This is a genomic window from Delftia sp. HK171, assembly GCF_001886655.1.
In the GTDB taxonomy this organism is placed as follows: Bacteria; Pseudomonadota; Gammaproteobacteria; order Burkholderiales; family Burkholderiaceae_C; genus Comamonas; species Comamonas acidovorans.
In genome coordinates this window covers 80,072-104,296 of record NZ_CP018101.1, presented here as the reverse complement: position 1 = coordinate 104,296, position 24,225 = coordinate 80,072, and the positions used below count along the sequence as shown (strand labels likewise).

Here is a 24,225-nt window from a genome sequence, read left to right as displayed (position 1 = left end):
ACCTGAGGGGCAGGCCCGGGCCGCACGGGCATGCTGGTGCTCACTACAATCCCGCCCATGTTTTTTCACCACCTCGACGGGATCGCATGAAATCCTCCCCCTCTGCCCCGGCAGGCGTTCCCACGGGCGCGGCCCTGCTCTGGATGGTGACGCTGGCCTGCCTGCTCTGGGCCCTGGTGTCCTGGCTGGCCAATGGCAATCTGGACGGCTACCACGACATGCTGGAGAACTATGCCTGGGCCCAGCCGCTGCAGCTGGGCACGCACAAACATCCGCCGTTCTTCGCCTGGGTGGTCGGCCTGTGGTTCATGGTGTTCCCGCAGAACGACGGCTTCTATCGCCTGCTGTCCTATGCCAATGTGGGCGTGGGCATCTGGGGCGTCTACGTGCTGGGCAGGCGCCTGGGGCTGGCGCGCCTGGCGCCGCTGGGCGCGGCCCTGTTGCTGTGGTGCTTTCCGTATACGACGCTGGCCGGCAAGTTCAACGCCAACAGCCAGCTGCTGTCCCTGTGGCCCTGGGCGGCGGCCCTGCTGCTGGCCAGCTGGCAGGAAAAGGGGGCGCGCGGCGTGGCCTTCAGCGTGGCGCTGGGCGTGGTCTCGGCCGCCTGCATGCTCAGCAAGTACTACAGCGGCGTGTTCCTGGCCGGTTTCCTGCTGCCCATCTTCCTGGTGCGTGAAGGGCGCCAGTGGCTGCTCACTCCTCGGCCCTACGTGGCGCTGGCAGCCTTTGGCCTGGCGCTGGCGCCGCATGTGGCCTGGATTGCCCACCACCAGTGGGTGACGCTGGGCTATGCCATGGACCAGGGCGGCGGGCAGGTGGTGTGGGGCTATGTGCTGCGCTTTGCGCTGGCGCCCATCTTCTACTGGCTGCCGGCCTGGCTGGCCGTGTGCCTGGTGTATGGCTTCATGCAGGCCCGCCAGCAAGGCGGCGGCTGGCTGCGCTGGAGTGCGCGTTTCCTGCGCCGCAGCTGGTGCTGGCAGGGGCGCGGCGACACGCTGTTCTGGCTGGCCCTCATGCCCTGGCTTGCGACGCTGGGCTTTGGCGCCACCGGCGTGGTGGAGCTGTCCACGCCCTGGGCCATTCCCATCGGCTATGCCTTCGTGCTGCTGTGGCTGCGCAACCTGGACGCCGAGGCGCCCGCCGTGACGCAGGCCGCCCTGGCCTCGCTGCGCCGCGCCTGGTGGCCGAGCATGGCCGTGGTGCTGGTGATTGGCGTGGCCGCGGGCTGGGGCAATGCGCGCAAGAGCGGCTCCGACTACTACCGCCCTGCGGCCGATGCGGCGCAGGCCATCGTGCTGTCCTGGAACCAGCGCCACCCGCAGCAGCCGCTGCAGTGGGTGGGCGGCGACTGGGCGGAAAACGCCATGCTGTCTTTCTATGCCCAGCCGCATCTGCGCACCATTCCCGGCCTGCCCGACAGCGAATATGCGCGCGTGCTGGCGCTGCCGGACTGGCGCCAGCAGCCCGGGCTGCTGCTGTGCCCGCGCGGCCCGGTGGCCAGCGAGCCCGGCCCGACCGCGAAATCGCGCGACTGCGAGCAGCAGGCGCAGGCCTGGCTGGCGAAGCTGGGCCTGCCGCAGGAGGCGCGTGTGCTCACGGTGCAACGCTCGCGATGGCGTTTTCCTCGGCCCAGTCCCTATGCCTATGCGGTTTTTGACGTGTTGCCGCGCGCGGGCAGCCAGCCCGCTGACAATGCTGGCCTATGACCGAATTGCATGCTGACATTGCTCCGGCCGCTCCCAAGGGGATGCTGCCGCGCCCCCCGCTGCGGCTGAGCTGCGTGGTGCCAGCCCACAATGAAGAGGGCAACCTGGAGGCGTTCCTGCGCGCCCTGGACGCGACGGTGCGCACGCTGACACCCGACTACGAGCTGATCGTCGTCAACGACGGCAGCCGTGACGCCACGCACGAGATCGCGCTGCGCATGGCCCAGGAACTGCCCGTGCGCTATCTGGCGCTGTCGCGCAACTTCGGCAAGGAGGCGGCGCTGTCGGCCGGCATAGACCATGCGCGCGGCAACGCCGTGGTGCTGATCGACGCCGACTTCCAGCATCCGCTGGAGATGCTGCCCCAGATGTGCGAGCTGTGGCAGTCCGGCTACGACATGGTCTATGGCGTGATCGCCGACCGGGGCGCCGAAAGCGGCGCCAAGCGCGTGGGCACCAACCTGTTCTACCGGCTCATGAATGCCGGCAACCTGGTGAAGATCCCGCCCAATGCCGGCGACTTCCGCTGGCTGGACCGCTGCGTGGCCGACGCGCTCAAGGCCCTGCCGGAGAGCCACCGCTTCATGAAGGGCCTGTACGCCTGGGTGGGCTTCAAGGCCGCGGCGCTGCCGTTCGTGCCGGCCGACCGCACGGCCGGTGCGTCCAGCTTCAATTTCCGGCGCCTGGGCTCGCTGGCCCTGCTGGGGCTGACCTCGTTCACCACCTTGCCGCTGCGCGTGTGGAGCGTGGTGGGCGGGATCATCTCGCTGGCGGCCCTGCTCTACGGCCTGTGGATCACCATGGAGACGCTGATCTTCGGCAACCCGCTGGACGGCTGGCCCACGCTGGCGGCCAGCATCATGCTGTTCTCGGGCGTGCAGCTGATGTCCATCGGCATCCTGGGCGAGTACATCGGCCGGATCTATGACGAGGTCAAGCGCCGTCCCACCTACCTGCTGGCGCGCGACGAAGACCGCAGCCCGCTGGCGCCACGGGACTAGCCATGCACGACGTGATCGCACAGCTGCGCCGCCTGCCGCAGGCGCTGCAGTTCGTGCTGGTAGGGGGCTGCGCGGCCGCCACGCACCTGGCCGTGGTCGCCCTGCTGGTGCAGCGGGTGGGCATGGCGCCGCTGCATGCCAACGTGCTGGCCTTTCTCGTGGCCTTCGTGGTCAGCTACAACGGCCATGCGCTGTTCACCTTCGTGCAGGCCGGGGCGCAAGGCTGGGCCGTGGCCGGCAAGTACTTCGCCGTGGCCTGCGCCTCCTTCGTGGCCAACGAGCTGCTGTACTGGGTGGCCCTGCACTGGCTGCACTGGCACTACTTCTGGAGCCTGGCCCTGGTGCTGGTGCTGGTGGCGGTGGGCACCTTCGTCTTCGCCAAGTTCTGGGCCTTTGCGGCCCCCGGCCGCAAGGAATCCTCATGAACACCGTACCTGCCAGAAACAACGGGGAGAAGGCCTCGGCCAGAACCGTCGTCCTGTGCGCCGACGACTATGCGCTGCATCCCCTGGTCGATGAAGCCGTGGAGCAGCTCACGCTGCAGGGCCGGCTGTCGGCCACCAGCTGCATGACCACCTCGCCGCACTGGAGGCAGGCCGCCAGGCGCCTGCCCGCGCTGCGCCCGCGCCTGTCGCTGGGCCTGCACTTCAACCTGACCGAAGGCCACGGCCTGCAGCCTGCCGCCGGAATCGGTGCCGTGATCGCGCGCGCCTATGCCGGCGCACTCGGCGGCGCCGCCATGCGTGACGCCTGGCGCCGCCAGCTCGACGCCTTCGAGGACGCGCTGGGCATGGCCCCCGACTTCATCGACGGCCACCAGCACGTGCACCAGCTCCCCGGCGTGCGCGCCGCGCTGGTGCAGGAATTGCGCCAGCGCTATGGCGACAACGCCGACGACCTGCCCTGGGTCCGCTCCACCACCCCGGCCGGCCAGCTCTGGCGCGACCCCAAGGCCGCCATCATCGCCCTGCTGGGCGGCTGGACCACCACCCGCCGCCTGCGCCGCCAGGGCATGCCGCTCAACCACGGCTTTGGCGGCGTCTACGCCTTCGACCAGCCCACGCCCGAAGGCTATGGCCGCCACATGGCCCAATGGCTGGCCCAGCTGCAGCCCGGCAGCCTCATGATGTGCCACCCCGCCACCGCCCCCGTCCAGGGCGACGCCATCGGCGCCCAGCGCGCCGTCGAATACGCCTACCTGCGCTCCGACGCCTTCGCCCAGGCCCTGGAACAAGCGCACTGCCACATCGCCCAAGGCCCCCTCACCCCGCTGTTCACAACGAACTAAGAAGCGGCAATAGAAAAGGCCCGGCCAAAAATGGACCGGGCCATGTGGGCGCAGCGCAAAAAACCGGCGCGGCCCAAAGCAAGGGACAGCAAGCAAGGGCCGCCCCGCAGCGAGGCTGTCGTCCCCCTCCCCCGCGAAGCGGGTAGAGAGGGGGAAGGCGCGCAAGCGCCTCAGGGGGTGCCTATCAATACTCCCAGAAGATGCGCTGCAACTGCTTCGTGTCCTGCGTCTTGGTCAGGGCCACGGCGGCCAGCAGGCGCGCCTTCTGCGGATTCAGGTCATGGGCGACGACCCAGTCGTACTTGTCATCGGGCTGCTCGGCATTGCGCAGCACGAAGCCGGCCGGCACGCGCGAGCTGCGCACCACGATCACGCCCTTTTGGCGCAGTTCGTTGAGCTTGGGCACGATGCGGTCGGCCACCGAGCCATTGCCCGTGCCTGCATGCACGATGGCCTTGACGCCGGCCTTGCCCAGCGCGTCGATGGCCGTGGCGGGCACGTTGCCGTAGCCATAGACGATGTCCACGGCGGGCAGGTCGGTGATCTGCTCGATGTTGAACTCGCTGCCCCTGGTGTGGCGCTTGACGGGGGCGCGGAACCAGTAGGTCTTGCCCTCGACCACCATGCCCAGCGGGCCCCACTGGCTGGCGAAGGCATTGGTCTTGATGTTGGTGAGCTTGGCGACATCGCGTGCGGAGTCGATGTTGTCGTTCATGCTGACCAGCACGCCCTTGCCCGCCGAGTCCTTGGACGCGGCCGTGGCCACGGCGCCCAGCAGGTTCAGCGCGCCGTCGGCCGAGATGGCCGTGCCGGGGCGCATGGAGCCGACCATGACGATGGGCTTGTCGGTGGGCACCACCAGGTTCAGGAAGTAGCCGGTTTCCTCCAGCGTGTCCGTGCCGTGGGTGACGACGATGCCGTCCACGCCGGGCTGCTTGGCCAGCTCGTTGACGCGGCGGGCCAGCGTCAGCAGTTCCTTGTTGGTGAAGCTCTCGGAGGCGATCTGGAAGACCTGCTCGCCGGACACGTTGGCGATGTTGCTCAGCTCGGGCAGGCCGGCCAGCAGCTTGTCCACGGGCACCTTGGCGGCCGTGTAGGTGGCGCTGTTGACGGCGCTGGCGCCCGCGCCGGCAATGGTGCCGCCCGTGGCCAGGACGACCACGTTGGGCTTGCCGGCCTGTGCGGTGGGAGCGGGTGCAGGGGCGGCGGCCGTGGCGGGCGCTGCGGCTGCGGGGGCCTGGCTGGCGCCGGGCTGGGACGCGCAGCCTGCCAGCGCAAGCGCGACGGCCATCAAGGTCATACGGAAGGGGGTGAACGGCATGTATCGCTCCTGGAAAGGCATTGAATGATCCAGCCTTGTGGGCTGAATGCGGCACGATGCAATAAACATGCCCCGCCTGCATCAGCGCAAATCCCGATGGGAGCCGTGCGGCGAATGCGCTAAAAGCGCTTCCGAAAAAGGAGCGGTGAACGCTTTACGGGATTGCGCCGAAGGCCTGAAAGGCTTGAGGTTTTTTGGGGCCGTTCCAAAGGCCGTGCCACGCTCAGATGGCCAGCGGGTCCACGTCCACCAGCCAGCGCACCAGGGCGCGGTGCCCGGGCTGTGCCCTGATCCAGTGCAGGTGCGCCTGCCAGGCCCAGAGAAAGCGCAGCAGGGCGGGCCGCTGGGTCGACTCGATCAGCATCTGAGCGCGCTCCACATTGGCCACGCGCTGCACGGACATGGGAATGGGCGGGTAGAGAAACACATCGTCCACATGGGGCAGGCCGGCCTGGCGGGCAGCCTCGGCCGCAGCGGCCAGGAAGGCCTGGGCGGCTTCCTGGGTGCGCGCATCGGCCCGCACGATGGCCTGGAAGGCGAAGGGCGGCATGCCCGCATCGCGCCGCTCGCGCAACTGGCGTGCGGCGAAGGCCGGGTAGTCGTGCGAGCGCAGCGCGGTGTAGACGGGGTGGGACGGGTCGTGCGTCTGTATCCACATCTCCGGGTGGCTGCCCTGGGCGGCCACGTAGTGCGCGTCGCGTCCTGCGCGGCCGGCGGCCTGCATCAGCAGGCTGAACAGGCGCTCGGGCGCTCGGTAGTCGCTGGAGAAAAGAGCGCTGTCGGGCTGCACGGCGGCCACCAGGGTGATGCGCCGGAAGTCATGGCCCTTGGCCACCATCTGGGTGCCCACCAGCACGTCGATGTCGCCCGCATGCACCTGGGCCAGTTGCTCCTCCAGCGCGCCCTTGGCGCGCGTGGTGTCGGCGTCGATGCGCGCCACGCGGGCGGGCTCGCGGTCGGGGCGCTGCACATTGCGCAGCAGGCGGGCCAGTTCTTCCTCCAGCTGCTCCGTGCCCTTGCCCAGCGGCAGGATGTCGGGATTGCCGCAGCCAGGGCAGGCCATGGGCACGCGCTGGGTGTAGCCGCAGTGGTGGCAGCGCAGCGTGCGGTCGGCCTTGTGGAAGACCTGGTGGGCGCTGCAGTGCGGGCAGTCGCTTTTCCAGCCGCAGTCGGCGCAGAACAGGACGGGCGCGAAGCCGCGGCGGTTGAGCAGCACCAGGCTTTGCTCGCCGCGCTGCACGCGCTCGGTGATGGCATCGATCAGCGGCGGCGAGAACACGGCCTTGCGCGGCTGCTGGCCCATGTCCACCAGGCGCACGCGCGGCAGGGCGGCCGCGCCGATGCGGCTGGGCATGTGCAGGCGCAGGTAGCGGCCGCCCTGCGGCTCGTCGGCATTGGGCGGGCGGCTGGCGTGCCAGCTCTCCAGCGACGGCGTGGCACTGCCCAGGATGACCTTGGCGCCGGTATCGCGCGCGCGCCAGATGGCCAGGTCGCGCGCCGAGTAGCGTGCGCCTTCCTGCTGCTTGTAGCTGGCGTCGTGCTCCTCGTCCACCACGATCAGCGACAGGCCCGGCAGGCTGGCGAAGACCGACATGCGCGTGCCCAGCACGATGCGCGCCACGCCGGTGTGCGCGGCCAGCCAGCTCTTGAGCCGCTGGGGGTTGGTCATTGCGCTGTGCATGCTGACCACGCAGGCGGCGCCGTACTGCGGCGCGAAACGCTCCGTGAAGCGCTGCTCCAGCTGGGGCGTGAGGTTGATCTCGGGCACCATCACCAGCACCTGGGCGCCGGGGTCGGCATCCAGCGCGGCCTGGGTGGCTCTCAGATAGACCTCGGTCTTGCCGCTGCCCGTGCTGCCGAAGAGCAGGAAGGGGCCGGGATGGGCGGCGATCTGCGTGAAGACGTCGGCCTGCTCGGCGCTGAGGACGATGGGGGAATGTCTGCGGCGGCCGGGGCCGGTGCGAGCGCTGATGCAGGCGCTGATGCAGGCGCTGATGCAGGCGCAGTGCCAGGCGCCTGTTGCGCCTGTTGCGCCTGTTCCGCCTGTTCCTCTTTTGCAGCCTTGGCCGCTCTCTTCGCTGCGGCCTTGGTCGGCCTGAGCCGGCGCGCCAGTTGCTCGGCCGTCATCTCGCGCAGTTGCGGGGGCAGGGCCGTCACGGCGATTTCGCCCACGCTGCGCTGGTAGTAGTAGGCGGCGAAGGCCACCAGCCGGCGCCAGGCGGCCGGCAGCGGCGCAATGCCCTGCAGCACGGCGGCGACGGGGCGCAGCTCCACGCCTTCGGGCATGGCGGCGGGGCGGGGCGGGGCGTCCCAGACCACGCCCAGCAGGTCCCGGCGACCCAGGGGCACGCGCACCAGGGTGCCCGCCTCCAGGGGCTGGTCGCAGGTGTAGCTCAGCAGTTCGCCCACGGCGCTGTGCGCCGGCGTCTGGACGGCGACATGGACGGTGTGGGCGGGGAGGGACATGCGAATGCGGGGAAAGCGGGGCCTGAAAACGCGGGCGCCGCACGGCAGGGCCTGCGGCAACCAAGCCGCCAAGCATAAGCCTTTGGCGCTGCCCGGGACCTGGGTGCGGCGTTCTACACCAGACGCCCCGGCCGGTGACTGCGGGTTTCTGGGTATATCGTCAATTTCTGTGGATAACTTTGTGGGGATTATTCGGATCTATGGGCATGCACCTGCTTATCCGGCCTTGCCAATCGGTGCATGCTGAAAATGTTGCTATCAAAAAAATTATTCAAAAACAATGGCTTATATCGATATGTCGCCGGCGTGCAGGCGCGGATGACAACTGCAACTCCTAGGGCCTCGCTCGGATTTTTCTGTGCATAAGATGGTCTGTGGCCATCTTGTGCAGCAAGCGGCTGTCGGGTACCCGGCTTGTGGACAGCGGGGCCTTGCCGGGCCGTTGGCGGCCCCGGCAGGGGCCGGCGCTGCGCTGGCGTCCGGCCCTGGGGTTCGGGAGAAGCGGCAGGCGGGGAGGCGGCTCGCTCAGCGCTGGCGCAGGGCGCGCGAATGGCTGTGCACGGTCTCCACCAGGGCCGCCACATGCTCGGGCGGCGTGAACTGGCTGATGCCGTGGCCCAGGTTGAAGATGTGCGTGGGGCCCGTGGTGGTCCTGTCGGTGTGCGGGGCGCCGAAGCTGTCGAGCACGGCGCGCGCCTGCTCGGCCACGCGCTCGGGCGGTGCGAACAGCACATTGGGGTCGATGTTGCCCTGCAGCGCCTTGCCGGGTCCGCCCACCTCGCCGCCGACGATGGCGCGGGCGCGGGCCAGGTTGGCCGTCCAGTCCAGGCCCAGCACCTCGCAGTCCAGGTCCTTCATGTCGGGCAGCCAGATGCCGCCGCCCTTGGTGAAGACGATGCGCGGCACGTCCTGCCCATCGACGCCCGTGCGCTTGAGTCCGGCCAGCACGCGCTTGGTATAGGCCAGGCTGAATTCCTGGAAGGCGCCGTCGGCCAGCACGCCGCCCCAGCTGTCGAACACCATCACGGCCTGGGCGCCCGCATCGATCTGGGCGTTGAGGTAGGCGGCCACGCTGTCGGCGTTGATGGCCAGGATGCGGTGCATCAGGTCGGGGCGCGCATACATCAGGCTCTTGACCAGGCGGTAGTCGTCGCTGCCCTTGCCCTCGACCATGTAGCAGGCCAGGGTCCAGGGGCTGCCCGAGAAACCGATCAGCGGCACGCGGCCATCGAGCGCGCGGCGGATGCTGGTCACGGCGTCGAACACATAGCGCAGCTTGTCCATGTCGGGCACGGCCAGCTCGGCCACGGCGGCCTCGTCGCGCACCACCTTGGCAAAGCGCGGGCCTTCGCCTTCGGCAAAGGACAGGCCCAGGCCCATGGCGTCGGGCACGGTCAGGATGTCGGAGAACAGGATGGCCGCGTCCAGCGGGAAGCGCTCCAGAGGCTGCAGCGTGACCTCGGTGGCGTAGTCCACGTTGGTGGCCAGGCCCATGAAGCTGCCGGCCCGGGCGCGCGTGGCCTTGTATTCGGGGAGATAGCGGCCCGCCTGGCGCATCAGCCACAGCGGCGTGTAGTCGGTGGCCTGGCGCCGGCAGGCGCGCAGGAAGGTGTCGTTGGTCAGGGGGGCGAAGCTCATGGTGGGCGATTGTCGCCGAGTCGGCTTCGCCAGGCTGTCGCGATGCCCGAGCGGCGCAGGGCGTCTTGCCTCGGGTTAACCCTGGTCAATATCGGCGGCAACGGGCTTTTTGAGGCCGCTACATTGTGCGGCGTGCGTTCCGCACGGGAATCCGTCCATGCAAGGAGAGAGTTTGCGATGCAGCGAAGAACCCTGACCCAGATCCTGGCCCTGGCCCCGGCTGTTTCGGCCGCCAGCTGGCTGGCTGGAAGTGCCACGGCGGCCGAGCCGCTGTTTCCGGGAAAGGCGCCGCTGCGCATCGTCGTGGGCTACCCGCCCGGTGGCGCCACCGACCGCGTGGCGCGCATCGTTGCCGACAAGCTGCAGGCGCGCGTGGGCTCGCCCGTGGTGGTGGAGAACAAGCCCGGCGCGGGCGGCCGCCTGTCGGCCCAGTATGTGAAGAACGCGCCGGCCTCCCAGCCCGCGCTGCTGCTGGCCAACCCGGCCGTGATGCTGGTGGCGCCCCTGGTGTTCCCCGACTCGGGCTACGACCCCGACAAGGACTTCCGCCCGGTCAGCGAGGTCAATCGCTACGAATTCGGCGTGGCCGTGGCCAGTGCCGTGCCCGTCAGGCAGCTGTCGCACCTGCTGGCCTGGCTGCGTGCCAATCCGCAGCAGGCCAACGTGGGCGTGCCGGCCACGGGCAGCCTGCCGCACTTCTTCTCGCTGATGCTGGGCGAGGCCGCCAAGGTCCGCACCGAAACCGTGGGCTACAAGGGCTCGGCCCCGCTGCTGACCGACCTGGTGGGCGGCCAGGTGCCGCTGGCCATCGACACCTTCGACGTGCTGCTGCCCCAGCACGAGGCCGGCAAGATCCGCGTGCTGGCCGTGTCGGGCGAGCGCCGCAGCACCATGGCGCCGGACATACCCACGCTCAAGGAATCGGGCCTGAACCTGTCGGGCATGGGCTGGAACACCTTGTTCGCGCCGCAGAGCATGGCGCCCGACGTTGCCGAGCGCCTGTCGCGCATGGTGCAGGAGATCATGAAGGAACCCGACACGCGCCAGAAATTCGAGGCCAGCCGGCTGACCCCGGTCTCCAGCAGCAGCGCGCAGACGGCCGAGATGCTCAAGGCCTACCGCGCGCAGTGGACGCCGGTGGTGCAGCGCTCGGGCTTCAAGCCCTGAACCTTCGACAAAAATGGCCCGTGCGGGCCTTTTTTCATCGCCGGGCCGCCCCAAGATGAAAAACGCCCCCTCGGGGGGCAGAGTGGGGGTCATTTTTCATGGGGCCTAGGGGTTTCCTCGGTGCCTGGGCGCTTGTGGTGGAAAGGGTCTGGCGACTAACATTTACCGACCATTCGGTAAATTATGTTTGATCTGCCGCATAAAGACGGCAGACAGGCCACGGAGACTTTCATGCCCCCATCGCTGGTTCTGGTTGAGCAGCAAGACGCCGTCCGCACCCTGGTGCTGAACCGCCCCGACGCGCTCAACAGCTTCAACGCGCAGCTGCACGAGCAGCTGCTTTCGGCCCTGGAGCAGGCCGCCGGCGATGCCACGGTGCGCTGCGTGGTGCTCACGGGCGCGGGGCGCGGCTTTTGCGCGGGCCAGGACCTGTCCGACCCCGAGGCGGCGCCCGACCAGAACCTGGGCGACCTGATCGAGCGCCGCTACCAGCCGCTGTGCCTGCGGCTCAAGTCCATGCCCGTGCCCGTGGTGGCCGCCGTCAACGGCGTGGCCGCAGGCGCGGGCGCCAATATCGCGCTGGCCTGCGACCTGGTGCTGGCCGCGCGCTCGGCCAGCTTCATCCAGGCCTTTGCCAAGATCGGCCTGGTGCCCGACTGCGGCGGCACCTGGCTGCTGCCGCGCCTGGTGGGCCGTGCGCGCGCCCTGGGGCTGGCCCTGCTGGGCGACAAGCTGCCTGCGGCCGAGGCCGAACGCATCGGCCTGATCTGGCGCTGCGTGGAAGATGCCGATTTGCGCAGCGAGGCCCAGGCCCTGGCCCAGCGCCTGGCCGCCATGCCCGTGCGGGCCCTGGCGCGCACGCGGGAGGCCATGGACTCTGCCCAACTGCTGGACTACGAACATGCGCTCACGCGCGAGGCGCGCCAGCAGGGCCAGCTGGGCGCGGCCCACGACTACCAGGAGGGCGTGGCCGCCTTCCTGGGCAAGCGGGCTGCCGTGTTCTCGGACCGTTGAGGAGCGGCGCCATGCAAGACACCCACACCCCGGACGAAGCCGCACAGCGCCTGGCCGAACAGGTGCGCGACGGCATGCTGGCGCGCGACCGCGCCGCGCAAGGCCTGGGCCTGCGCATCACGGACATTGCCCCCGGCGCAGCGCGCATGGAGATGGCTGTGCGCGACGACATGCTCAACGGCTTCGACATCTGCCACGGCGGCTTCATCACGGCGCTGGCCGACACGGCCTTTGCCTATGCCTGCAATGCGCGCAACGAGATGACGGTGGCCTCGGGCCTGAGCGTGGACTTCGTCGCGCCCGGCCGGCCCGGCGACGTGCTCACCGCGCAGGCCCGCGAAATCTCGCGCGCAGGCCGCACCGGCGTCTATGACGTGCAGGTCACCAACCAGCGCCAGGAAGTGATTGCGCTGTTCCGTGGCCGCTCGCACAGCTTCAAGGGCCGGCCTACCGTGCCCGGCCTGACAGAGCCCACCTGAAGAGGTCCGCCATGTCCCTGCAGCGCCCCGCCCCCGGCGACCTCGACGCCATCGAAACCGCCAGCCGCGACGAGATCGCCTCGCTGCAGCTGCTGCGCCTGCGCTGGTCGCTGCAGCACGCCTACGACAACGTGCCCCACTACCGCCGCGCCTTCGACGAGAAGGGCGTGCATCCGTCCGACCTGCGCACGCTATCCGACCTGGCCCGCTTTCCCTTCACCACCAAGAAGGACCTGCGCGAGAACTATCCGTTCGGCATGTTCGCCGTGCCGCGCCAGAAGGTGGCGCGCGTGCATGCCTCCTCGGGCACCACGGGCAAGCCCACGGTCGTGGGCTACACGTTGAATGACATCGACAACTGGGCCAACCTGGTGGCGCGCTCCATCCGCGCGGCGGGCGGGCGGCCTGGCGACATGGTGCATGTGGCCTATGGCTACGGCCTGTTCACGGGCGGCCTGGGCGCGCACTACGGCGCCGAGCGCGCGGGCTGCACGGTGGTGCCCATGTCGGGCGGGCAGACCGAAAAGCAGGTGCAGCTGATCCAGGATTTCCGGCCCGACATCATCATGGTCACGCCCAGCTACATGCAGGTGATCGTGGAGGAGATGCAGCGCCAGGGGATGGACCCGCGCGAGAGCTCTTTGCGGATCGGCATCTTCGGCGCCGAGCCCTGGACCGAGGCCATGCGCCGCGAGATCGAGGGCAAGGCGGGGCTGGATGCCGTGGACATCTACGGCCTGTCCGAAGTCATGGGCCCGGGCGTGGCCAGCGAATGCGTGGAGAGCAAGGACGGGCCGGTGATCTGGGAAGACCATTTCTATCCCGAGATCATCGACCCGGACACGGGCGAGGTGCTGCCCGATGGAAGCGAGGGCGAGCTGGTCTTCACGTCGTTGAGCAAGGAAGCCATGCCCATCGTGCGCTACCGCACGCGGGATTTGACCCGGCTGCTGGCGCCGACCTCGCGCAGCTTCCGGCGCATGGGCAAGATCGTGGGGCGCAGCGACGACATGCTCATCATTCGCGGCGTGAACCTGTTTCCCACGCAGATCGAGGAGATCGTGCTGCAGAACGCCCAGCTGTCGGGCCAGTACCAACTGGTGGTCACGCGCGACGGCAACCTGGACCGGCTGGCCGTGCGCTGCGAGATGCAGCCGGGCACGCAGGGCGACATTGAGGCGCTGGCACTGTGGGTGCAGCAGCGCATCAAGACCCTGGTCGGCGTGAGCGCCGAGGTCGAGGTGCTGCGACCCGATTCCATAGAGCGCACCCTGGTGGGCAAGGCCCGCCGCGTGATCGACCACCGCAGCCGCTGAGCGCGCACAGGAGTCCCATGGCCCGAGGCCGATCTTCCGGATACGACGACCAGCGCGAACTGATCCTGGGCCATGCCGCCGCGCTGTTCGCGCGCAGCGGCTACCCCGGCACTTCGATGAACGAGGTGGCCCAGGCCTGCGGCCTGTCCAAGCCCACCATCTACCACTACTTCCGCGACAAGTACGCGCTGCTGGTGGACATCACCGACGGCCACATGACGCGGCTGCAGGCCCTGGTGGACGAAGTGCAGTCCATGGGCCTGCCGCCCGAGCCGCGGCTGCGCATGCTGATCGAGCGCTTCGTGCAGGAATACGCCCATGCCCGCCATGCCCACCGCGTGCTGACCGAGGATGTGCGCTTCCTGCAGGACGACGACCGCCAGCGCGTGCTGGGCAAGGAGCGCGCCGTGGTCGAGACCTTTGCCCAGGCGGTGGCCCAGCTGCGGCCGGACGCCGATGGCGCGGGCCTGTCCAAGGCGCTGGCCATGCTGCTGTTCGGGATGATGAACTGGATGTTCACCTGGCTGCGGCCCGACGGCTCGCTGGACCACGAGGCCATGGCCCCCGTGGTGGCCGACCTGTTCCTCGGAGGCCTGCCGGCCGTGCAGACCCCAGGCAAACCCGGGCATCAAACCGCTGGCAAAAAAATAGTTACCACGGTAAATTGTGGCGCCTGAAGGTGCCACGCCCCATCCAACACAAGGAGACAGACATGAAGCGTTTGACGAAACTGGGCCTGCTGGCCGCGACCCTGGCCACGGTCTGGGGCTCGGCCCTGGCCGACATCAATGTGGGCGTGGTGGTCTCGGCCACCGGACCGGCCGCCTCCCTGGGCATTCCCGAAAAGAACACCGTGGCGCTGATGCCGCGCACGGTGGCGGGCCAGAAGGTCAACTACATCATCCTGGACGACGCCTCCGACACCACGGCGGCCGTGGCCAACACGCGCAAGCTGATCAGTGAGAGTAAGGTCGATGTCATCCTGGGCTCCAGCATCACGCCCAACTCGCTGGCCATGGTGGACGTGGTCTCCGAGGCCAAGACGCCCATGATCACGCTGGCCGCCTCGGCCAAGATCGTCGAGCCCATGGATGCCAAGAAGTTCTGGGTCTTCAAGACGCCCCAGCACGACGCCATGATGGCCGCCGCCATCGGCGAGCACATGGCCAAGGCCGGCATCAAGACCGTGGGCTACATCGGTTTCAACGACGCCTACGGTGAAAGCTGGCTGCAGGAGTTCCGCAAGGTGGCCGAGGCCAAGGGCATCAAGCTCACCGCCACCGAGGCCTATTCGCGCAGCGATACCTCGGTCACGGGCCAGACGCTCAAGCTCATGTCCGCCAAGCCCGATGCGGTGCTGATCGCAGGCTCGGGCACGCCGGCCGCGCTGCCGCAGAAATCGCTCAAGGAGCGCGGCTACCAGGGCAAGATCTACCAGACCCACGGCGTGGCCAATGCCGACTTCCTGCGCGTGGGCGGCAAGGATGTGGAAGGCACGCTGCTGCCCGCCGGCCCCGTGCTGGTGGCCCACCAGTTGCCCGACAGCAATCCGGTCAAGAAGTCTGCCGTCTCCTATGTGGAGGCCTACGAGGCCGCCAACGGCAAGGGCACGGCATCGACCTTTGGCGCGCATTCCTGGGATGCGGGCCGCGTGCTCGAAGCGGCGATTCCCGCCGCGCTCAAGAAGGCCCAGCCCGGCACGGCCGAGTTCCGCGCCGCCCTGCGCGATGCGCTGGAGCAGACCAAGGACGTGGCCGGCGCCCACGGCATCTTCAACATGACGCCCACCGACCACCTGGGCCTGGACCAGCGCGCGGCCGTCATGGTCAAGATCGAGAACGGCACCTGGAAGTACCAGCCCTGAACCTGCGGGCCTGAGGCCGCAGCGGCTGCCGCACCTGGCGGCGGCCGCTGTGGCGCTCGGCCGCGCCTGCTCGAAAGTCGATCATGGATCTGCAAATCGCCCTGCTGCTGGGGCAGGACGGCATCGTCAACGGCGCCGTCTACGGCCTGATGGCGCTGGCCCTGGTGCTGGTGTTCTCGGTCACCCGCATCATCTTCATTCCGCAGGGCGAGTTCGTCGCCTTCGGCGCGCTCACCCTGGCCATGATGCAGGCCGGCCGCGTGCCCACCACGCTGTGGCTGCTGCTGGCCCTGGCCGCCGCCGTGCTGGTGGTGGACCTGCTGCGCTGGCGCGCGGGCAGCCAGGTGAGCTGGCCCGCCACCTTCCTGTGGTGCCTGGCGCTGCCGGCCATTGCCGTGGCCCTGGCCTGGGGGCTGCGCCCGTCCTCGCTGATGCTGCAGGCACTGGCCACCCTGGTGCTGATCACGCCCATGGGGCCGCTGCTGTACCGCCTGGCCTACCGGCCGCTGGCCCATGCCTCGGTGCTGATGCTGCTCATCGTCTCGGTGGCCATGCACGGCGTGCTGGTCGGCCTGGGGCTGCTGTTCTTCGGTGCCGAAGGCTCGCGCACCCCCGCGTTTTCCGAGGCGCAGCTGCGCCTGGGCGACATCACGATCTCGGGCCAGTCCCTGGTGGTGGTGGGCGTGACCCTGGTGCTAGTGGCCCTGCTGTTCGTGTTCTTCGAGCGCTCCATGATCGGCAAGGCGCTGCGCGCCACGGCCATCAACCGCGTGGGCGCACGCCTCATGGGCATTCCCACGGCCATGGCCGGCGACGTGAGCTTTGCGCTGGCCGCGCTGATCGGCGCCATCTCGGGCCTGCTGATCGCGCCGCTGACCACGGTGTACTACGACACCGGCTTTCTGATCGGCCTCAAGGGCTTCGTGGCCGCCATCGTGGGCGGGCTGGCCAGCTACCCGCTGGCCCTGGCCGGCGCGCTGCTGGTCGGGCTGCTGGAGGCCTTCTCGTCGTTCTGGGCCAGTGCCTACAAGGAGGTGCTGGTGTTCACGCTGATCATCCCGGTGCTGTGGTGGCGATCGCGCAATAGCCACCATGTGGAGGAAGAAGAATGAGCGCCCCCGTTTCCTCGCAGGCCGCGGCGCCTGCAAAGGCCGCTTCGGGCGGCATCAGCACGCGCGTGCTCACCCTGGCCGCCATTGCGCTGCTGGCCGCGTCCTGGGGCTTCCTGCCTGATTTCACCGTCGTCATCCTCAGCTACATCGGCCTGTTCGCCATGGTGGCCGCAGGCCTGGTGATGCTGACCGGCGTGGGCGGCATGACCTCGTTCGGCCAGGCGGCCTTCGTGGGCATCGGCGCCTATGCCACGGCCTGGGTCTGCACGGCACCGGCCTCGGTGGCGGCGCTGGGCGGGCTGGTGGGCGCGGCGGGCCTGCCCTGGGTGGGCCTGGCGCTGGGCCTGCTCATCACCTTCGTCGTGGCCTGGCTGCTGGGCGCGGTCACGGTCAAGCTGCAGGGCCACTACCTGCCGCTGTGCACCATCGCCTGGGGGCTGAGCCTGTACTACCTGTTCGGCAACATGGAGTTCCTGGGCGGGCAGACCGGCATCACGGGCATTGCGCCGCTGGTGATCGGCGGCGTCTCGCTGGCCTCGCCGCGCGCCATGGGCGTGGTGATCTGGGCCGTGCTGCTGGTGGCGCTGTGGCTGCTGCACAACCTGCTGGACTCGCGCGAGGGCCGGGCCATCCGCGCGCTGCGCGGCGGCCGCGTCATGGCCGAGTCCATGGGCATCGACACGGCGCACTACCGCGTCAAGCTCTTCGTGCTGGCGGCCCTGCTGGCCACGCTGTCGGGCTGGCTCTACGCCCACATGCAGCGCTTCGTGAGCCCGGCGCCCTTCAACCTCAACGTGGGCATCGAGTACCTGTTCATGGCCGTGGTCGGCGGCGCCGGCCACCTGTGGGGCGCGGTGCTGGGCGCCACGCTGATCACCCTGGTCAAGCAAAAGCTGCAGGACATACTGCCGGCCCTGCTTGGCACCAGTGGCAACTTCGAGGTCATCGTCTTCGGCCTGCTGATGGTGCTGGTGCTGCAGCGCTTTGCAGAAGGCCTGTGGCCCACGCTGCAGGCGCTCACGGCGCGCTGGGTGCGCCGGCCCGTGTCCGATCTGAAGCTGGCGGACGCGGCGCCGCTGGCGCAGCGCGCGCTGCCTGCGGCGGGCCAGGTGCTGCTGGCGGCCGAGCATGTGACCAAGCGCTTCGGCGGCCTGGTGGCCAACAACGATGTGGCCATGACGCTCAAGGCCGGCGAGGTGCATGCGCTGATCGGCCCCAACGGCGCGGGCAAGAGCACTTTCTTCAACATGATCTCGGGCGTGGACTCGCCCACCGAGGGCCAGGTGCGCTTCATGGACCAGGCCATGAACGATGCGCCCTCGCGCCGCTTCGCCGCCCTGGGCCTGGGCCGCACCTTCCAGCATGTGCGCCTGCTGGGCCAGCGCAGTGTGCTGGAGAACGTGGCCGTGGGCGCGCACCGGCGTGCGCACCGGGGCTGGCTGGCCTCCATGCTGCGCCTGGACCGGGCCGAGGAGGCCTCGGTGCTGGCCGAGGCGCGCCGCCAGATCGAGCGCTGCGGCCTGGGCGCCTTCGCCGACGTGCCGGCCGCCTCGCTGGCCCTGGGCCAGCAGCGCATCGTGGAGATCGCACGCGCCCTGGCCGGCCAGCCGGCGGCCCTGCTGCTGGACGAGCCGGCCGCCGGCCTGCGCCACCTGGAAAAACAGGCCCTGGCCGACCTGCTGCGCCAGCTGCGCGCCGAGGGGCTGGGCATTCTCGTCGTGGAGCACGACATGGAGTTCGTCATGAATCTTGCGGACCGCATCACGGTGCTGGAGTTCGGCACCGTGATCGCCGAAGGCACGCCGGCCCAGATCCAGGTCAACCAGCGCGTGCTGGATGCCTACCTGGGCGGCGGCGACGACGACGAGGCAACCGGAGAGACGGCATGAGCGACATCCTTTTGCAGCTCAAGGGCCTGAGCGTGTCCTACGGTCCCGTGGAGGCCGTGCACCAGGTGGATCTGGATGTGCGCAGCGGCGAGATCGTCACCGTCATCGGCCCCAACGGCGCGGGCAAGACCACGCTGCTGTCGGCCGCCATGGGCCTGCTGCCCTCGCGCGGAGAGATCCATCTGGACGGCAAGCGCATCGCACGCCCCGGCGTCGAGGTCATGGTGGCCAACGGCGTGGCCCTGGTGCCCGAAAAGCGCGAGCTGTTCGGCGAGATGTCGGTGGAAGACAACCTGCTGCTGGGCGGCTTCTCGCGCTGGCGCCGGGGCCTGCGCGACCAGGCGCAGCGCATGGACGAGGTCTTTGCCATCTTCCCGCGCCTGAGGGAGCGGCGCCCGCAGATGGCCTCCACCCTGTCGGGCGGCGAGCGCCAGATGCTGGCCATCGGCCGCGCGCTGATGGCACGCCCGCGCCTGCTGCTGCTGGACGAGCCCTCGCTGGGCCTGGCGCCGCTGATCGTGCGCGAGGTGCTGCAGGTCGTGGCCGGCCTGCGCGACCACGGCGTCTCGGTGCTGCTGGTCGAGCAGAACGCGCGCGCCGCCCTCAAGGTGGCCGACCGTGCCTACGTGCTGGAGATGGGCGCCGTGGCCCTCAGCGGCGCGGCCAGGGAGCTGCTGCATGACCGGCGCATCATCGATACCTATCTGGGGATGGGGCGCAGTGCGGAGGCGGAGGCGGTGGCCTGAGACGCAACCCCCCGCCACAACGAAAAAAGGCTGCCGGACCGGCAGCCTTTTTGCATCTGCAGCGGGGCGCTCAATCCAGCTTGATATTGTTGGCCGAGATCACCCGCCCCCACTTGCTGCGCTCGGCGCGCACGAACTGGCCCATCTGGTCGGCGCTGCCGGGCATGGGCTCCACGCCCATGGCGGCCAGGCGTGCCTTGGTGCGGGTGTCGGCCAGGGCCTGCTGCAGCGACTGGCTGAACTTCTTGACCACCTCGGCCGAGCTGCCCGTGGGCACGACGATGCCCTGCCAGGCATAGCCCTCGAAACCCTTGAGGCCCTGCTCCTGCAGCGTGGCGACCTGGGGCAGGACGTCCACGCGCGCGGGGCTGGCCACGCCGATGGCCTTGAGCTTTTTCTCGCTCAGGAAGGGAATGATGGTGGCGCTGTCGGCCCACATGGCAGGGATCTGGCCGCCGACCACGTCCTGCACGGCCGGGGCGGCGCCACGGTAGGGCACATGGGTCATGTTGCTGATGCCCGCCTGTTCGCGGAACAGCTCCCCCACCAGGTGGTGGGGGCTGCCCAGGCCGGCCGAGCCCCAGCTCACGCCGGTCTTTTGCTGTTTGGCCCAGGCCAGGAATTCGGCGAGGTTGGTGGCGGGCACCTCGTTGTTGACCACCAGCAGCATGGGAAAGCGCACCAGCATGCCCACGGGCTTGAAGTCGCGCTCGGCGTTGTAGTTGAGCTTGCTGAACAGGAAGGGGTTGGCCGCCAGCGTGGCGAAGTCGGCCGTGAACATGAGGTTGCCGTAGTCGCGCGAGCGGGCGCTGTACTCGGCCGCGATGTTGGTGCCCGCGCCGGGCTTGTTGTTGATGACGATGACCCGCTCCATGTTGCGGCCCATGGCCTCGGCGATGACGCGGGCGACCACGTCCGAGCCGCCGCCGGCCGCATAGCCCACGACCCATTCCAGGGGCTTGTCCTGTGCCAGGGCGGCAGGCCCTGCGGCCAGGGCCAGGCCCGAGCAGGCCAGTGCGGCCAGAAACTGCTTGCGTTGCATCCTTGTCTCCATGTTGTATGCGGCGCCCTTGTGAGATATCCAAGGTGTGAGGCGGGCGCCTTTGTGGGGATGGCAGGCCGCCGCACGGGCGGCGGCGCGCGGCTTCAGGCGGCCGCGTGCACCGGGGCGACCGGCGTCACGGCGCCGCGCTCGGCCGGGTCCGCGCCGGCAGGGGCAAGTCCTGCGCTGGCGCGGGCCAGTTCGAGCGCATGCAGCAAGGTGCCCTGGTGGCCGATGTGATTGGCCAGCAGCAGCACGAGGCGGGCATTGAGGGCATGGCTTTGCGCGGTATCGAGCCCCTGGTGGGTGGCGATCAGGGCTTCGTAGAAATCGTCGCAGGCCTGCAGGTTGGGGTGGGTGGACAGCAGCATGGCGGTCTCCTGTGGATGGGGCGTAAGAGGTTCAGGCCGTGGCGGCGGCGCCGCAGGCTCTTTGGAGAGCGGCGCGCACGCCGGCCTCGTCGGGGCGGCGCCAGCGCGCGCAGACATGCTGGTCAGGCCGCAGCAGGTAGCTGGTGCCGGGGCGTGCATCCAGGCGTTTGGCCGCCAGGCCGCGCGCATCGATGAGGTCGGCGCCGTGCGCATGGGCCTCGCCCTCGGCCGCAATGGACAGGTTGAGCACGCCGGGCAGCGCCTGCGCCCAGGCGGGCGTGGGGCCGAAGTGCAGCAGCGTGAAGTCCGGTCCCAGTGCGCGCAGCAGCCAGGCCGTGCCGTCTGCGCCGGGCCGGCGCATGGGCGCATCGGCCAGCACGGCGCCGGGCAGCTGCGTTCCGTCGAAGGTGTCGGTGTCAGGCGTGTTGAGCGCGGAGCCATGCAGCGTGGCCGGCACGGACAGCCGCCCGCTGTTGACGATGCGGCGCGCGAATTCATGGTCGCGCGCCAAGTCCAGCACGGCGTCGCGGAACAGGCGGCTGATCTCGCTCTTGGGCGTGATGAAGTCGGTGGCGCGCGTGGAGTTGCGGATGTTCTCGTCGGCCGCGTATTCGCGCTCGGCGCCGTAGGTGGCGATCAGCGAGGCATCGGCCTGGCCGCGCAGCACGCGGTCCAGCTTCCAGGCCAGGTTCTCGGCATCCTGCACGCCGCTGTTGGCGCCGCGTGCGCCAAACGGCGAGACGCCGTGGGCGCTGTCGCCCGCAAAGACCACGCGGCCATGGACGAAGCGGTCCATGCGCAGGCAGGCGAAGGTGTAGACGCTGGCCCATTCCAGCTCGAAGGGCGCGTCCTTGCCCAGCAGGGCACGGATGCGCGGCACGATGTTCTCGGGCTTTTTCTCTTCCTCGGGGTCCGCGTCCCAGCCCAGCTGGAAGTCGATGCGCCAGACATCGTCGGGCTGGCGGTGCAGCAGCACGCTCTGGCCCGGGTGGAAGGGCGGGTCGAACCAGAACCAGCGCTCGGTGGGGAATTCGGCGTGCATCTTCACGTCGGCGATCAGGAAGCGGTCGCGGAAGATGCGGCCATGGCTTTCCTGGCCCAGCAGGCCGCGCAGCGGCGAGCGCGAGCCGTCGCAGGCCAGGACCCATTGCGCATCGATGCGGTAGCTGCCGTCGGGCGTCTCCACGGTCAGCAGCGCGCCCTCGGCCTGCGGCTCCAGTGCCGTGACCTTGCTGTGCCAGCGCAGGTCGATCAGCGGCAGCTGCAGTGCGCGCTCGACCAGATAGGCCTCGGCGTAGTACTGCTGCAGGTTGATGAAGGCCGGGCGCTCGTGGCCGTCCTCGGGCAGCAGGTCGAAGCGGTACAGCGGCTGGTCCTTGAAGAAGACCTTGCCCAGGTTCCAGGACACGCCCTTGTCCACCATGGGCTGGCCCACGCCCAGGCGGTCCCAGATCTCCAGCGTGCGCTTGGAAAAGCAGATGGCGCGCGAGCCCGTGGACAGCCGGCAGTCGTTGTCCAGCAGCACCACGCGCTGGCCGCGCTGGGCCAGGTCGATGGCCAGCGACAGGCCTACGGGGCCGGCGCCGACGATGACCACGGGATGCCGGGCGGGCGTGTCCGCACCGGCGTCCTGGTCGGCATGGCGCTCGTAGGGAATGTGGATGGACTGTATGTCTGCGCCGCTGCCGCGCAGCGCTTGCAGGGAGATGGCGGGGTGGGACATGGTGTTCGTCCTCTGGCATGGGCAGTGTGGAAAAAAGGGCGCAGCCATCCCCGCCGGCGCGCCAGGGCGCCGGTTCACGGACGGGTGCGAGGGGCGGGCGTGCCGGTGTTCAGGCCCGGACGCCGCCGTGCATCAGCCTTCGAGCGCCAGCCACATCTGGCGGTCGCGCTCGGCGGTCCAGATGCGCGGGTCGGCGTGGCCCGATGCCTCGTCATAGGCGCGGGTCACATCGAAGGGCATGCAGTGGTTGAAGATCACCCACTGGCCGTACTTGGGCTGCAGCTTGGCGAAGGCGGCCTCGTAGACCTTGCGCAGGTCCTGCTGGGCATCGGCGCCGGCCTTGACCTCGGTCCACAGGTCGCTGATGAAGTCGCGCGTGCCGGCCAGGCCGGCCTGCACCTCGGCCGGCGTCTGCAGCGCGGCGCCGCGGCCGGGCACGAGCTTTTCGGGCTGCAGGGCGGCAATGGCGTCCAGCGTGTGCGGCCAGTCCTGGAAGTAGGCATCGCCTGCGTAGGGCGTGGCGCCGAACTCCACCAGGTCGCCGCTGAACAGCACCTTGTCCTGGGGCAGCCAGACCACGGTGTCGCCCTTGGTGTGGCCGCGGCCCAGCTGCAGGATCTGCACTTCCAGCTTGCCCAGCCACAGCGTCATCTTGCCGGTGAAGGTGAGGGTGGGCCAGGTCATGCCGTCGGGCACGCTTTCCACGTTCTGGAACAGGCGGGGAAAGCGGCCGATCTCGCTGGCCTTGTCCTGCTCGCCGCGCTCCACGATGAGGTCGTAGGTGTCCTGGCTGGCAATGATGTGTTCGGCACCTTCCGCGAAGAAGGCCGAGGCGCCCAGCACGCGCACCGCGTGGTAGTGCGACAGCGTGACGTACTTGATGGGCTTGTCGGTGACCTCGCGGATGCGGCGGATCACGTCCTGGGCCATGACGGGCGTGGCCTGGGTGTCGATCACCATCACCGCGTCGTCGCCAATGATGATGCCGGTGTTGGGGTCACCTTCGGCCGTATAGGCGTAGGCGTGCTCGGAGAGCTTGTCGAAGCTGACCTGCTTGATTTCGAGGTCGGCGGCGGAGGCAAAGGTCTTGGTGGTCATGGGCATCCTGCTTTTGAGATGGACAAATGCATTTGTTTTTATCGAATGCCTGAATGCTAGGGAAAAATTCAACATTGAACAATTCATTTGACATAGTGAAAAACCCTCGGAGCCGCAAACTTCGGGTTCCAGCCTTCACAATGCCTGCCATGTCCGATGCCGCCTCCTCCCCGAACGACCCCGTCTTCCCCTCCGACAGCGCCGATGACGAGCCCGCGCGCGGCCCGCGCGGCATCCAGAGCGTGGAGGTCGGCGGCCAGTTGCTCAAGGCGCTGGCGCGCACCGGCCGTCGCATGGCGCTGAAGGATCTGGCGCGCGAGGCCGGCATGACGGCGGCCAAGGCCCACCCCTACCTGGTGAGCTTCTGCAAGCTGGGCCTGATGGAGCAGGACCGCGCCAGCGGCCACTACGGCCTGGGGCCGCTGGCCATACAGATGGGGCTGATCAGCCTGCAGCAGGCCGATCCCGTGCGCCTGGCGATTGCCGAGCTGCCCGCGCTGGCGCAGGAGGTGGGCAGCACGGTGTCGATTGCCATGTGGAGCGGCCAGGGGCCGACCATCATCCGCGTGGAAGAGGGGCCCACCCATGTCTATGTGGCCATGCGCCACGGCACGCCCGCATCGCTGCGCCACACGGCCACAGGCAAGATCTTTGCGGCCTTTGGCGAGCCCGGGCGCATCGCGCCCCTGCTGGACGCGGAAGGTCACAGCCTGGAAGAGCCCGCCTTTGCAAAGGAGCTGGCCGCCATCCGCGCCAGCCGCCTGAGCCGGGTCGAGAACCAGCTGCTGTCAGGCGTGAGCGCGCTGGCCGTGCCGGTGTTCGACGGCTTTGGCCAGCTGGTGCTGGCCATTGCCGCCATCGGCCCTTCGGCCACGCTGGACCTGGACCCGCAAGGCCGGCCGGCCCTGCTGCTGCAGGCCCAGGCGCGCAGCCTGTCCCAGCGCCTGGGAGCGCCGGCCCAGGCCTGAGCCCGTCGCGTGCTGC

20 protein-coding genes and 1 pseudogene are annotated in these 24,225 nt (G+C 69.3%); 14 read left to right on the top strand and 7 right to left on the bottom strand.

The genetic code is table 11. The features are described from left to right. The first annotated feature begins 86 nt into the window (after nt 1-86). The 4 genes from BO996_RS00470 to BO996_RS00455 are packed head-to-tail and all read left to right on the top strand — an operon-like array spanning nt 87 to nt 3,995. Complete coding sequence (locus BO996_RS00470; protein WP_071953743.1) at nt 87-1,706, top strand: glycosyltransferase family 39 protein; 1,620 nt, start codon at nt 87-89, stop codon at nt 1,704-1,706. Further along, complete coding sequence (locus BO996_RS00465) at nt 1,703-2,707, top strand: glycosyltransferase family 2 protein (RefSeq protein WP_012202493.1); 1,005 nt, start codon at nt 1,703-1,705, stop codon at nt 2,705-2,707. The genes BO996_RS00470 and BO996_RS00465 overlap by 4 nt, the downstream gene beginning before the upstream one ends. Before the next feature lie 2 nt (nt 2,708-2,709). Beyond that, nucleotides 2,710-3,132, top strand: a complete 423-nt coding sequence (locus BO996_RS00460; protein ID WP_012202494.1) for a GtrA family protein — start codon at nt 2,710-2,712, stop codon at nt 3,130-3,132. Beyond that, nucleotides 3,129-3,995 (top strand): ChbG/HpnK family deacetylase, encoded by an 867-nt coding sequence (locus BO996_RS00455; RefSeq protein ID WP_071953742.1) that lies wholly within the window; start codon nt 3,129-3,131, stop codon nt 3,993-3,995. The genes BO996_RS00460 and BO996_RS00455 overlap by 4 nt, the downstream gene beginning before the upstream one ends. 184 nt (nt 3,996-4,179) lie before the next feature. Here the strand turns inward: BO996_RS00455 and BO996_RS00450 are convergent, their stop codons facing one another. The 3 genes and pseudogenes from BO996_RS00450 to hemE form a co-directional block, all read right to left on the bottom strand. Next, nucleotides 4,180-5,316, bottom strand: coding sequence for an asparaginase (locus BO996_RS00450; protein ID WP_013800315.1), 1,137 nt, complete (start codon nt 5,314-5,316; stop codon nt 4,180-4,182). Between the two features lie 223 nt (nt 5,317-5,539). Then, nucleotides 5,540-7,782: pseudogene (locus BO996_RS00445) on the bottom strand (primosomal protein N'). A gap of 525 nt (nt 7,783-8,307) precedes the next feature. Continuing rightward, the gene (hemE, locus tag BO996_RS00440; protein ID WP_043824322.1) at nt 8,308-9,420 is read right to left on the bottom strand and encodes a uroporphyrinogen decarboxylase; all 1,113 of its coding nucleotides are present in this window, start codon (nt 9,418-9,420) and stop codon (nt 8,308-8,310) included. A 177-nt stretch (nt 9,421-9,597) separates the two neighbouring features. On the opposite strand from hemE, the gene BO996_RS00435 reads away from it, so the two are divergent. The 9 genes from BO996_RS00435 to BO996_RS00395 all read left to right on the top strand — a co-directional run bounded on the left by BO996_RS00435 (nt 9,598) and on the right by BO996_RS00395 (nt 19,007). Then, the gene (locus BO996_RS00435) at nt 9,598-10,587 is read left to right on the top strand and encodes a tripartite tricarboxylate transporter substrate-binding protein (protein ID WP_063327655.1); all 990 of its coding nucleotides are present in this window, start codon (nt 9,598-9,600) and stop codon (nt 10,585-10,587) included. A 231-nt stretch (nt 10,588-10,818) separates the two neighbouring features. Next, on the top strand, nt 10,819-11,601 hold the full coding sequence (locus BO996_RS00430) for an enoyl-CoA hydratase-related protein (protein ID WP_012202500.1): 783 nt from the start codon (nt 10,819-10,821) through the stop codon (nt 11,599-11,601). Between the two features lie 11 nt (nt 11,602-11,612). Next, nucleotides 11,613-12,080, top strand: a complete 468-nt coding sequence (gene paaI / locus BO996_RS00425) for a hydroxyphenylacetyl-CoA thioesterase PaaI (RefSeq protein ID WP_013800320.1) — start codon at nt 11,613-11,615, stop codon at nt 12,078-12,080. An 11-nt stretch (nt 12,081-12,091) separates the two neighbouring features. Continuing rightward, nucleotides 12,092-13,396 carry a phenylacetate--CoA ligase PaaK gene (paaK, locus tag BO996_RS00420; RefSeq protein WP_071953741.1) on the top strand — a complete coding sequence of 435 codons (1,305 nt, stop codon included), beginning with the start codon at nt 12,092-12,094 and terminating at the stop codon, nt 13,394-13,396. A 17-nt stretch (nt 13,397-13,413) separates the two neighbouring features. Further along, nucleotides 13,414-14,073 carry a TetR/AcrR family transcriptional regulator gene (locus BO996_RS00415; protein WP_063327653.1) on the top strand — a complete coding sequence of 220 codons (660 nt, stop codon included), beginning with the start codon at nt 13,414-13,416 and terminating at the stop codon, nt 14,071-14,073. A 35-nt stretch (nt 14,074-14,108) separates the two neighbouring features. Next, entirely contained in the window at nt 14,109-15,260 is a 1,152-nt protein-coding gene (locus tag BO996_RS00410; protein WP_013800322.1) for an ABC transporter substrate-binding protein, read from the top strand. 83 nt (nt 15,261-15,343) lie between these two features. Further along, nucleotides 15,344-16,372, top strand: a complete 1,029-nt coding sequence (locus BO996_RS00405; protein WP_012202505.1) for a branched-chain amino acid ABC transporter permease — start codon at nt 15,344-15,346, stop codon at nt 16,370-16,372. Continuing rightward, nucleotides 16,369-18,261, top strand: coding sequence for a branched-chain amino acid ABC transporter ATP-binding protein/permease (locus tag BO996_RS00400; RefSeq protein ID WP_071953740.1), 1,893 nt, complete (start codon nt 16,369-16,371; stop codon nt 18,259-18,261). Before BO996_RS00405 ends, BO996_RS00400 begins: the two co-directional genes overlap by 4 nt. After that, on the top strand, nt 18,258-19,007 hold the full coding sequence (locus BO996_RS00395; RefSeq protein WP_065346537.1) for an ABC transporter ATP-binding protein: 750 nt from the start codon (nt 18,258-18,260) through the stop codon (nt 19,005-19,007). The genes BO996_RS00400 and BO996_RS00395 overlap by 4 nt, the downstream gene beginning before the upstream one ends. A gap of 70 nt (nt 19,008-19,077) precedes the next feature. On the opposite strand, the gene BO996_RS00390 is transcribed toward BO996_RS00395, so the two are convergent. The 4 genes from BO996_RS00390 to BO996_RS00375 all read right to left on the bottom strand — a co-directional run bounded on the left by BO996_RS00390 (nt 19,078) and on the right by BO996_RS00375 (nt 23,241). Further along, entirely contained in the window at nt 19,078-20,049 is a 972-nt protein-coding gene (locus BO996_RS00390; protein ID WP_013800325.1) for a Bug family tripartite tricarboxylate transporter substrate binding protein, read from the bottom strand. Nucleotides 20,050-20,153: 104 nt separating this feature from the next. Next, nucleotides 20,154-20,420, bottom strand: a complete 267-nt coding sequence (locus BO996_RS00385; protein ID WP_013800326.1) for a DUF2783 domain-containing protein — start codon at nt 20,418-20,420, stop codon at nt 20,154-20,156. Nucleotides 20,421-20,451: 31 nt separating this feature from the next. Beyond that, complete coding sequence (locus BO996_RS00380; protein WP_071953739.1) at nt 20,452-22,143, bottom strand: FAD-dependent oxidoreductase; 1,692 nt, start codon at nt 22,141-22,143, stop codon at nt 20,452-20,454. A 132-nt stretch (nt 22,144-22,275) separates the two neighbouring features. After that, on the bottom strand, nt 22,276-23,241 hold the full coding sequence (locus tag BO996_RS00375; RefSeq protein WP_013800328.1) for an MBL fold metallo-hydrolase: 966 nt from the start codon (nt 23,239-23,241) through the stop codon (nt 22,276-22,278). Between the two features lie 149 nt (nt 23,242-23,390). On the opposite strand from BO996_RS00375, the gene BO996_RS00370 reads away from it, so the two are divergent. Continuing rightward, entirely contained in the window at nt 23,391-24,209 is an 819-nt protein-coding gene (locus tag BO996_RS00370) for an IclR family transcriptional regulator (RefSeq protein WP_170962106.1), read from the top strand. Nucleotides 24,210-24,225 lie beyond the last annotated feature (16 nt).

Bases quoted from the DNA above. Each gene is read 5' to 3' on its own strand.
- paaI (WP_013800320.1), top strand. From the start codon at position 11,613: ATGCAAGACACCCACACCCCGGACGAAGCCGCACAGCGCCTGGCCGAA.
- BO996_RS00455 (WP_071953742.1), top strand. From the start codon at position 3,129: ATGAACACCGTACCTGCCAGAAACAACGGGGAGAAGGCCTCGGCCAGA.
- paaK (WP_071953741.1), top strand. From the start codon at position 12,092: ATGTCCCTGCAGCGCCCCGCCCCCGGCGACCTCGACGCCATCGAAACC.
- BO996_RS00395 (WP_065346537.1), top strand. From the start codon at position 18,258: ATGAGCGACATCCTTTTGCAGCTCAAGGGCCTGAGCGTGTCCTACGGT.
- BO996_RS00465 (WP_012202493.1), top strand. From the start codon at position 1,703: ATGACCGAATTGCATGCTGACATTGCTCCGGCCGCTCCCAAGGGGATG.
- BO996_RS00385 (WP_013800326.1), bottom strand. From the start codon at position 20,420: ATGCTGCTGTCCACCCACCCCAACCTGCAGGCCTGCGACGATTTCTAC.
- BO996_RS00370 (WP_170962106.1), top strand. From the start codon at position 23,391: ATGTCCGATGCCGCCTCCTCCCCGAACGACCCCGTCTTCCCCTCCGAC.
- BO996_RS00390 (WP_013800325.1), bottom strand. From the start codon at position 20,049: ATGCAACGCAAGCAGTTTCTGGCCGCACTGGCCTGCTCGGGCCTGGCC.
- BO996_RS00415 (WP_063327653.1), top strand. From the start codon at position 13,414: ATGGCCCGAGGCCGATCTTCCGGATACGACGACCAGCGCGAACTGATC.
- BO996_RS00400 (WP_071953740.1), top strand. From the start codon at position 16,369: ATGAGCGCCCCCGTTTCCTCGCAGGCCGCGGCGCCTGCAAAGGCCGCT.
- BO996_RS00380 (WP_071953739.1), bottom strand. From the start codon at position 22,143: ATGTCCCACCCCGCCATCTCCCTGCAAGCGCTGCGCGGCAGCGGCGCA.
- BO996_RS00410 (WP_013800322.1), top strand. From the start codon at position 14,109: ATGAAGCGTTTGACGAAACTGGGCCTGCTGGCCGCGACCCTGGCCACG.
- hemE (WP_043824322.1), bottom strand. From the start codon at position 9,420: ATGAGCTTCGCCCCCCTGACCAACGACACCTTCCTGCGCGCCTGCCGG.
- BO996_RS00460 (WP_012202494.1), top strand. From the start codon at position 2,710: ATGCACGACGTGATCGCACAGCTGCGCCGCCTGCCGCAGGCGCTGCAG.
- BO996_RS00430 (WP_012202500.1), top strand. From the start codon at position 10,819: ATGCCCCCATCGCTGGTTCTGGTTGAGCAGCAAGACGCCGTCCGCACC.
- BO996_RS00375 (WP_013800328.1), bottom strand. From the start codon at position 23,241: ATGACCACCAAGACCTTTGCCTCCGCCGCCGACCTCGAAATCAAGCAG.
- BO996_RS00435 (WP_063327655.1), top strand. From the start codon at position 9,598: ATGCAGCGAAGAACCCTGACCCAGATCCTGGCCCTGGCCCCGGCTGTT.
- BO996_RS00470 (WP_071953743.1), top strand. From the start codon at position 87: ATGAAATCCTCCCCCTCTGCCCCGGCAGGCGTTCCCACGGGCGCGGCC.
- BO996_RS00450 (WP_013800315.1), bottom strand. From the start codon at position 5,316: ATGCCGTTCACCCCCTTCCGTATGACCTTGATGGCCGTCGCGCTTGCG.
- BO996_RS00405 (WP_012202505.1), top strand. From the start codon at position 15,344: ATGGATCTGCAAATCGCCCTGCTGCTGGGGCAGGACGGCATCGTCAAC.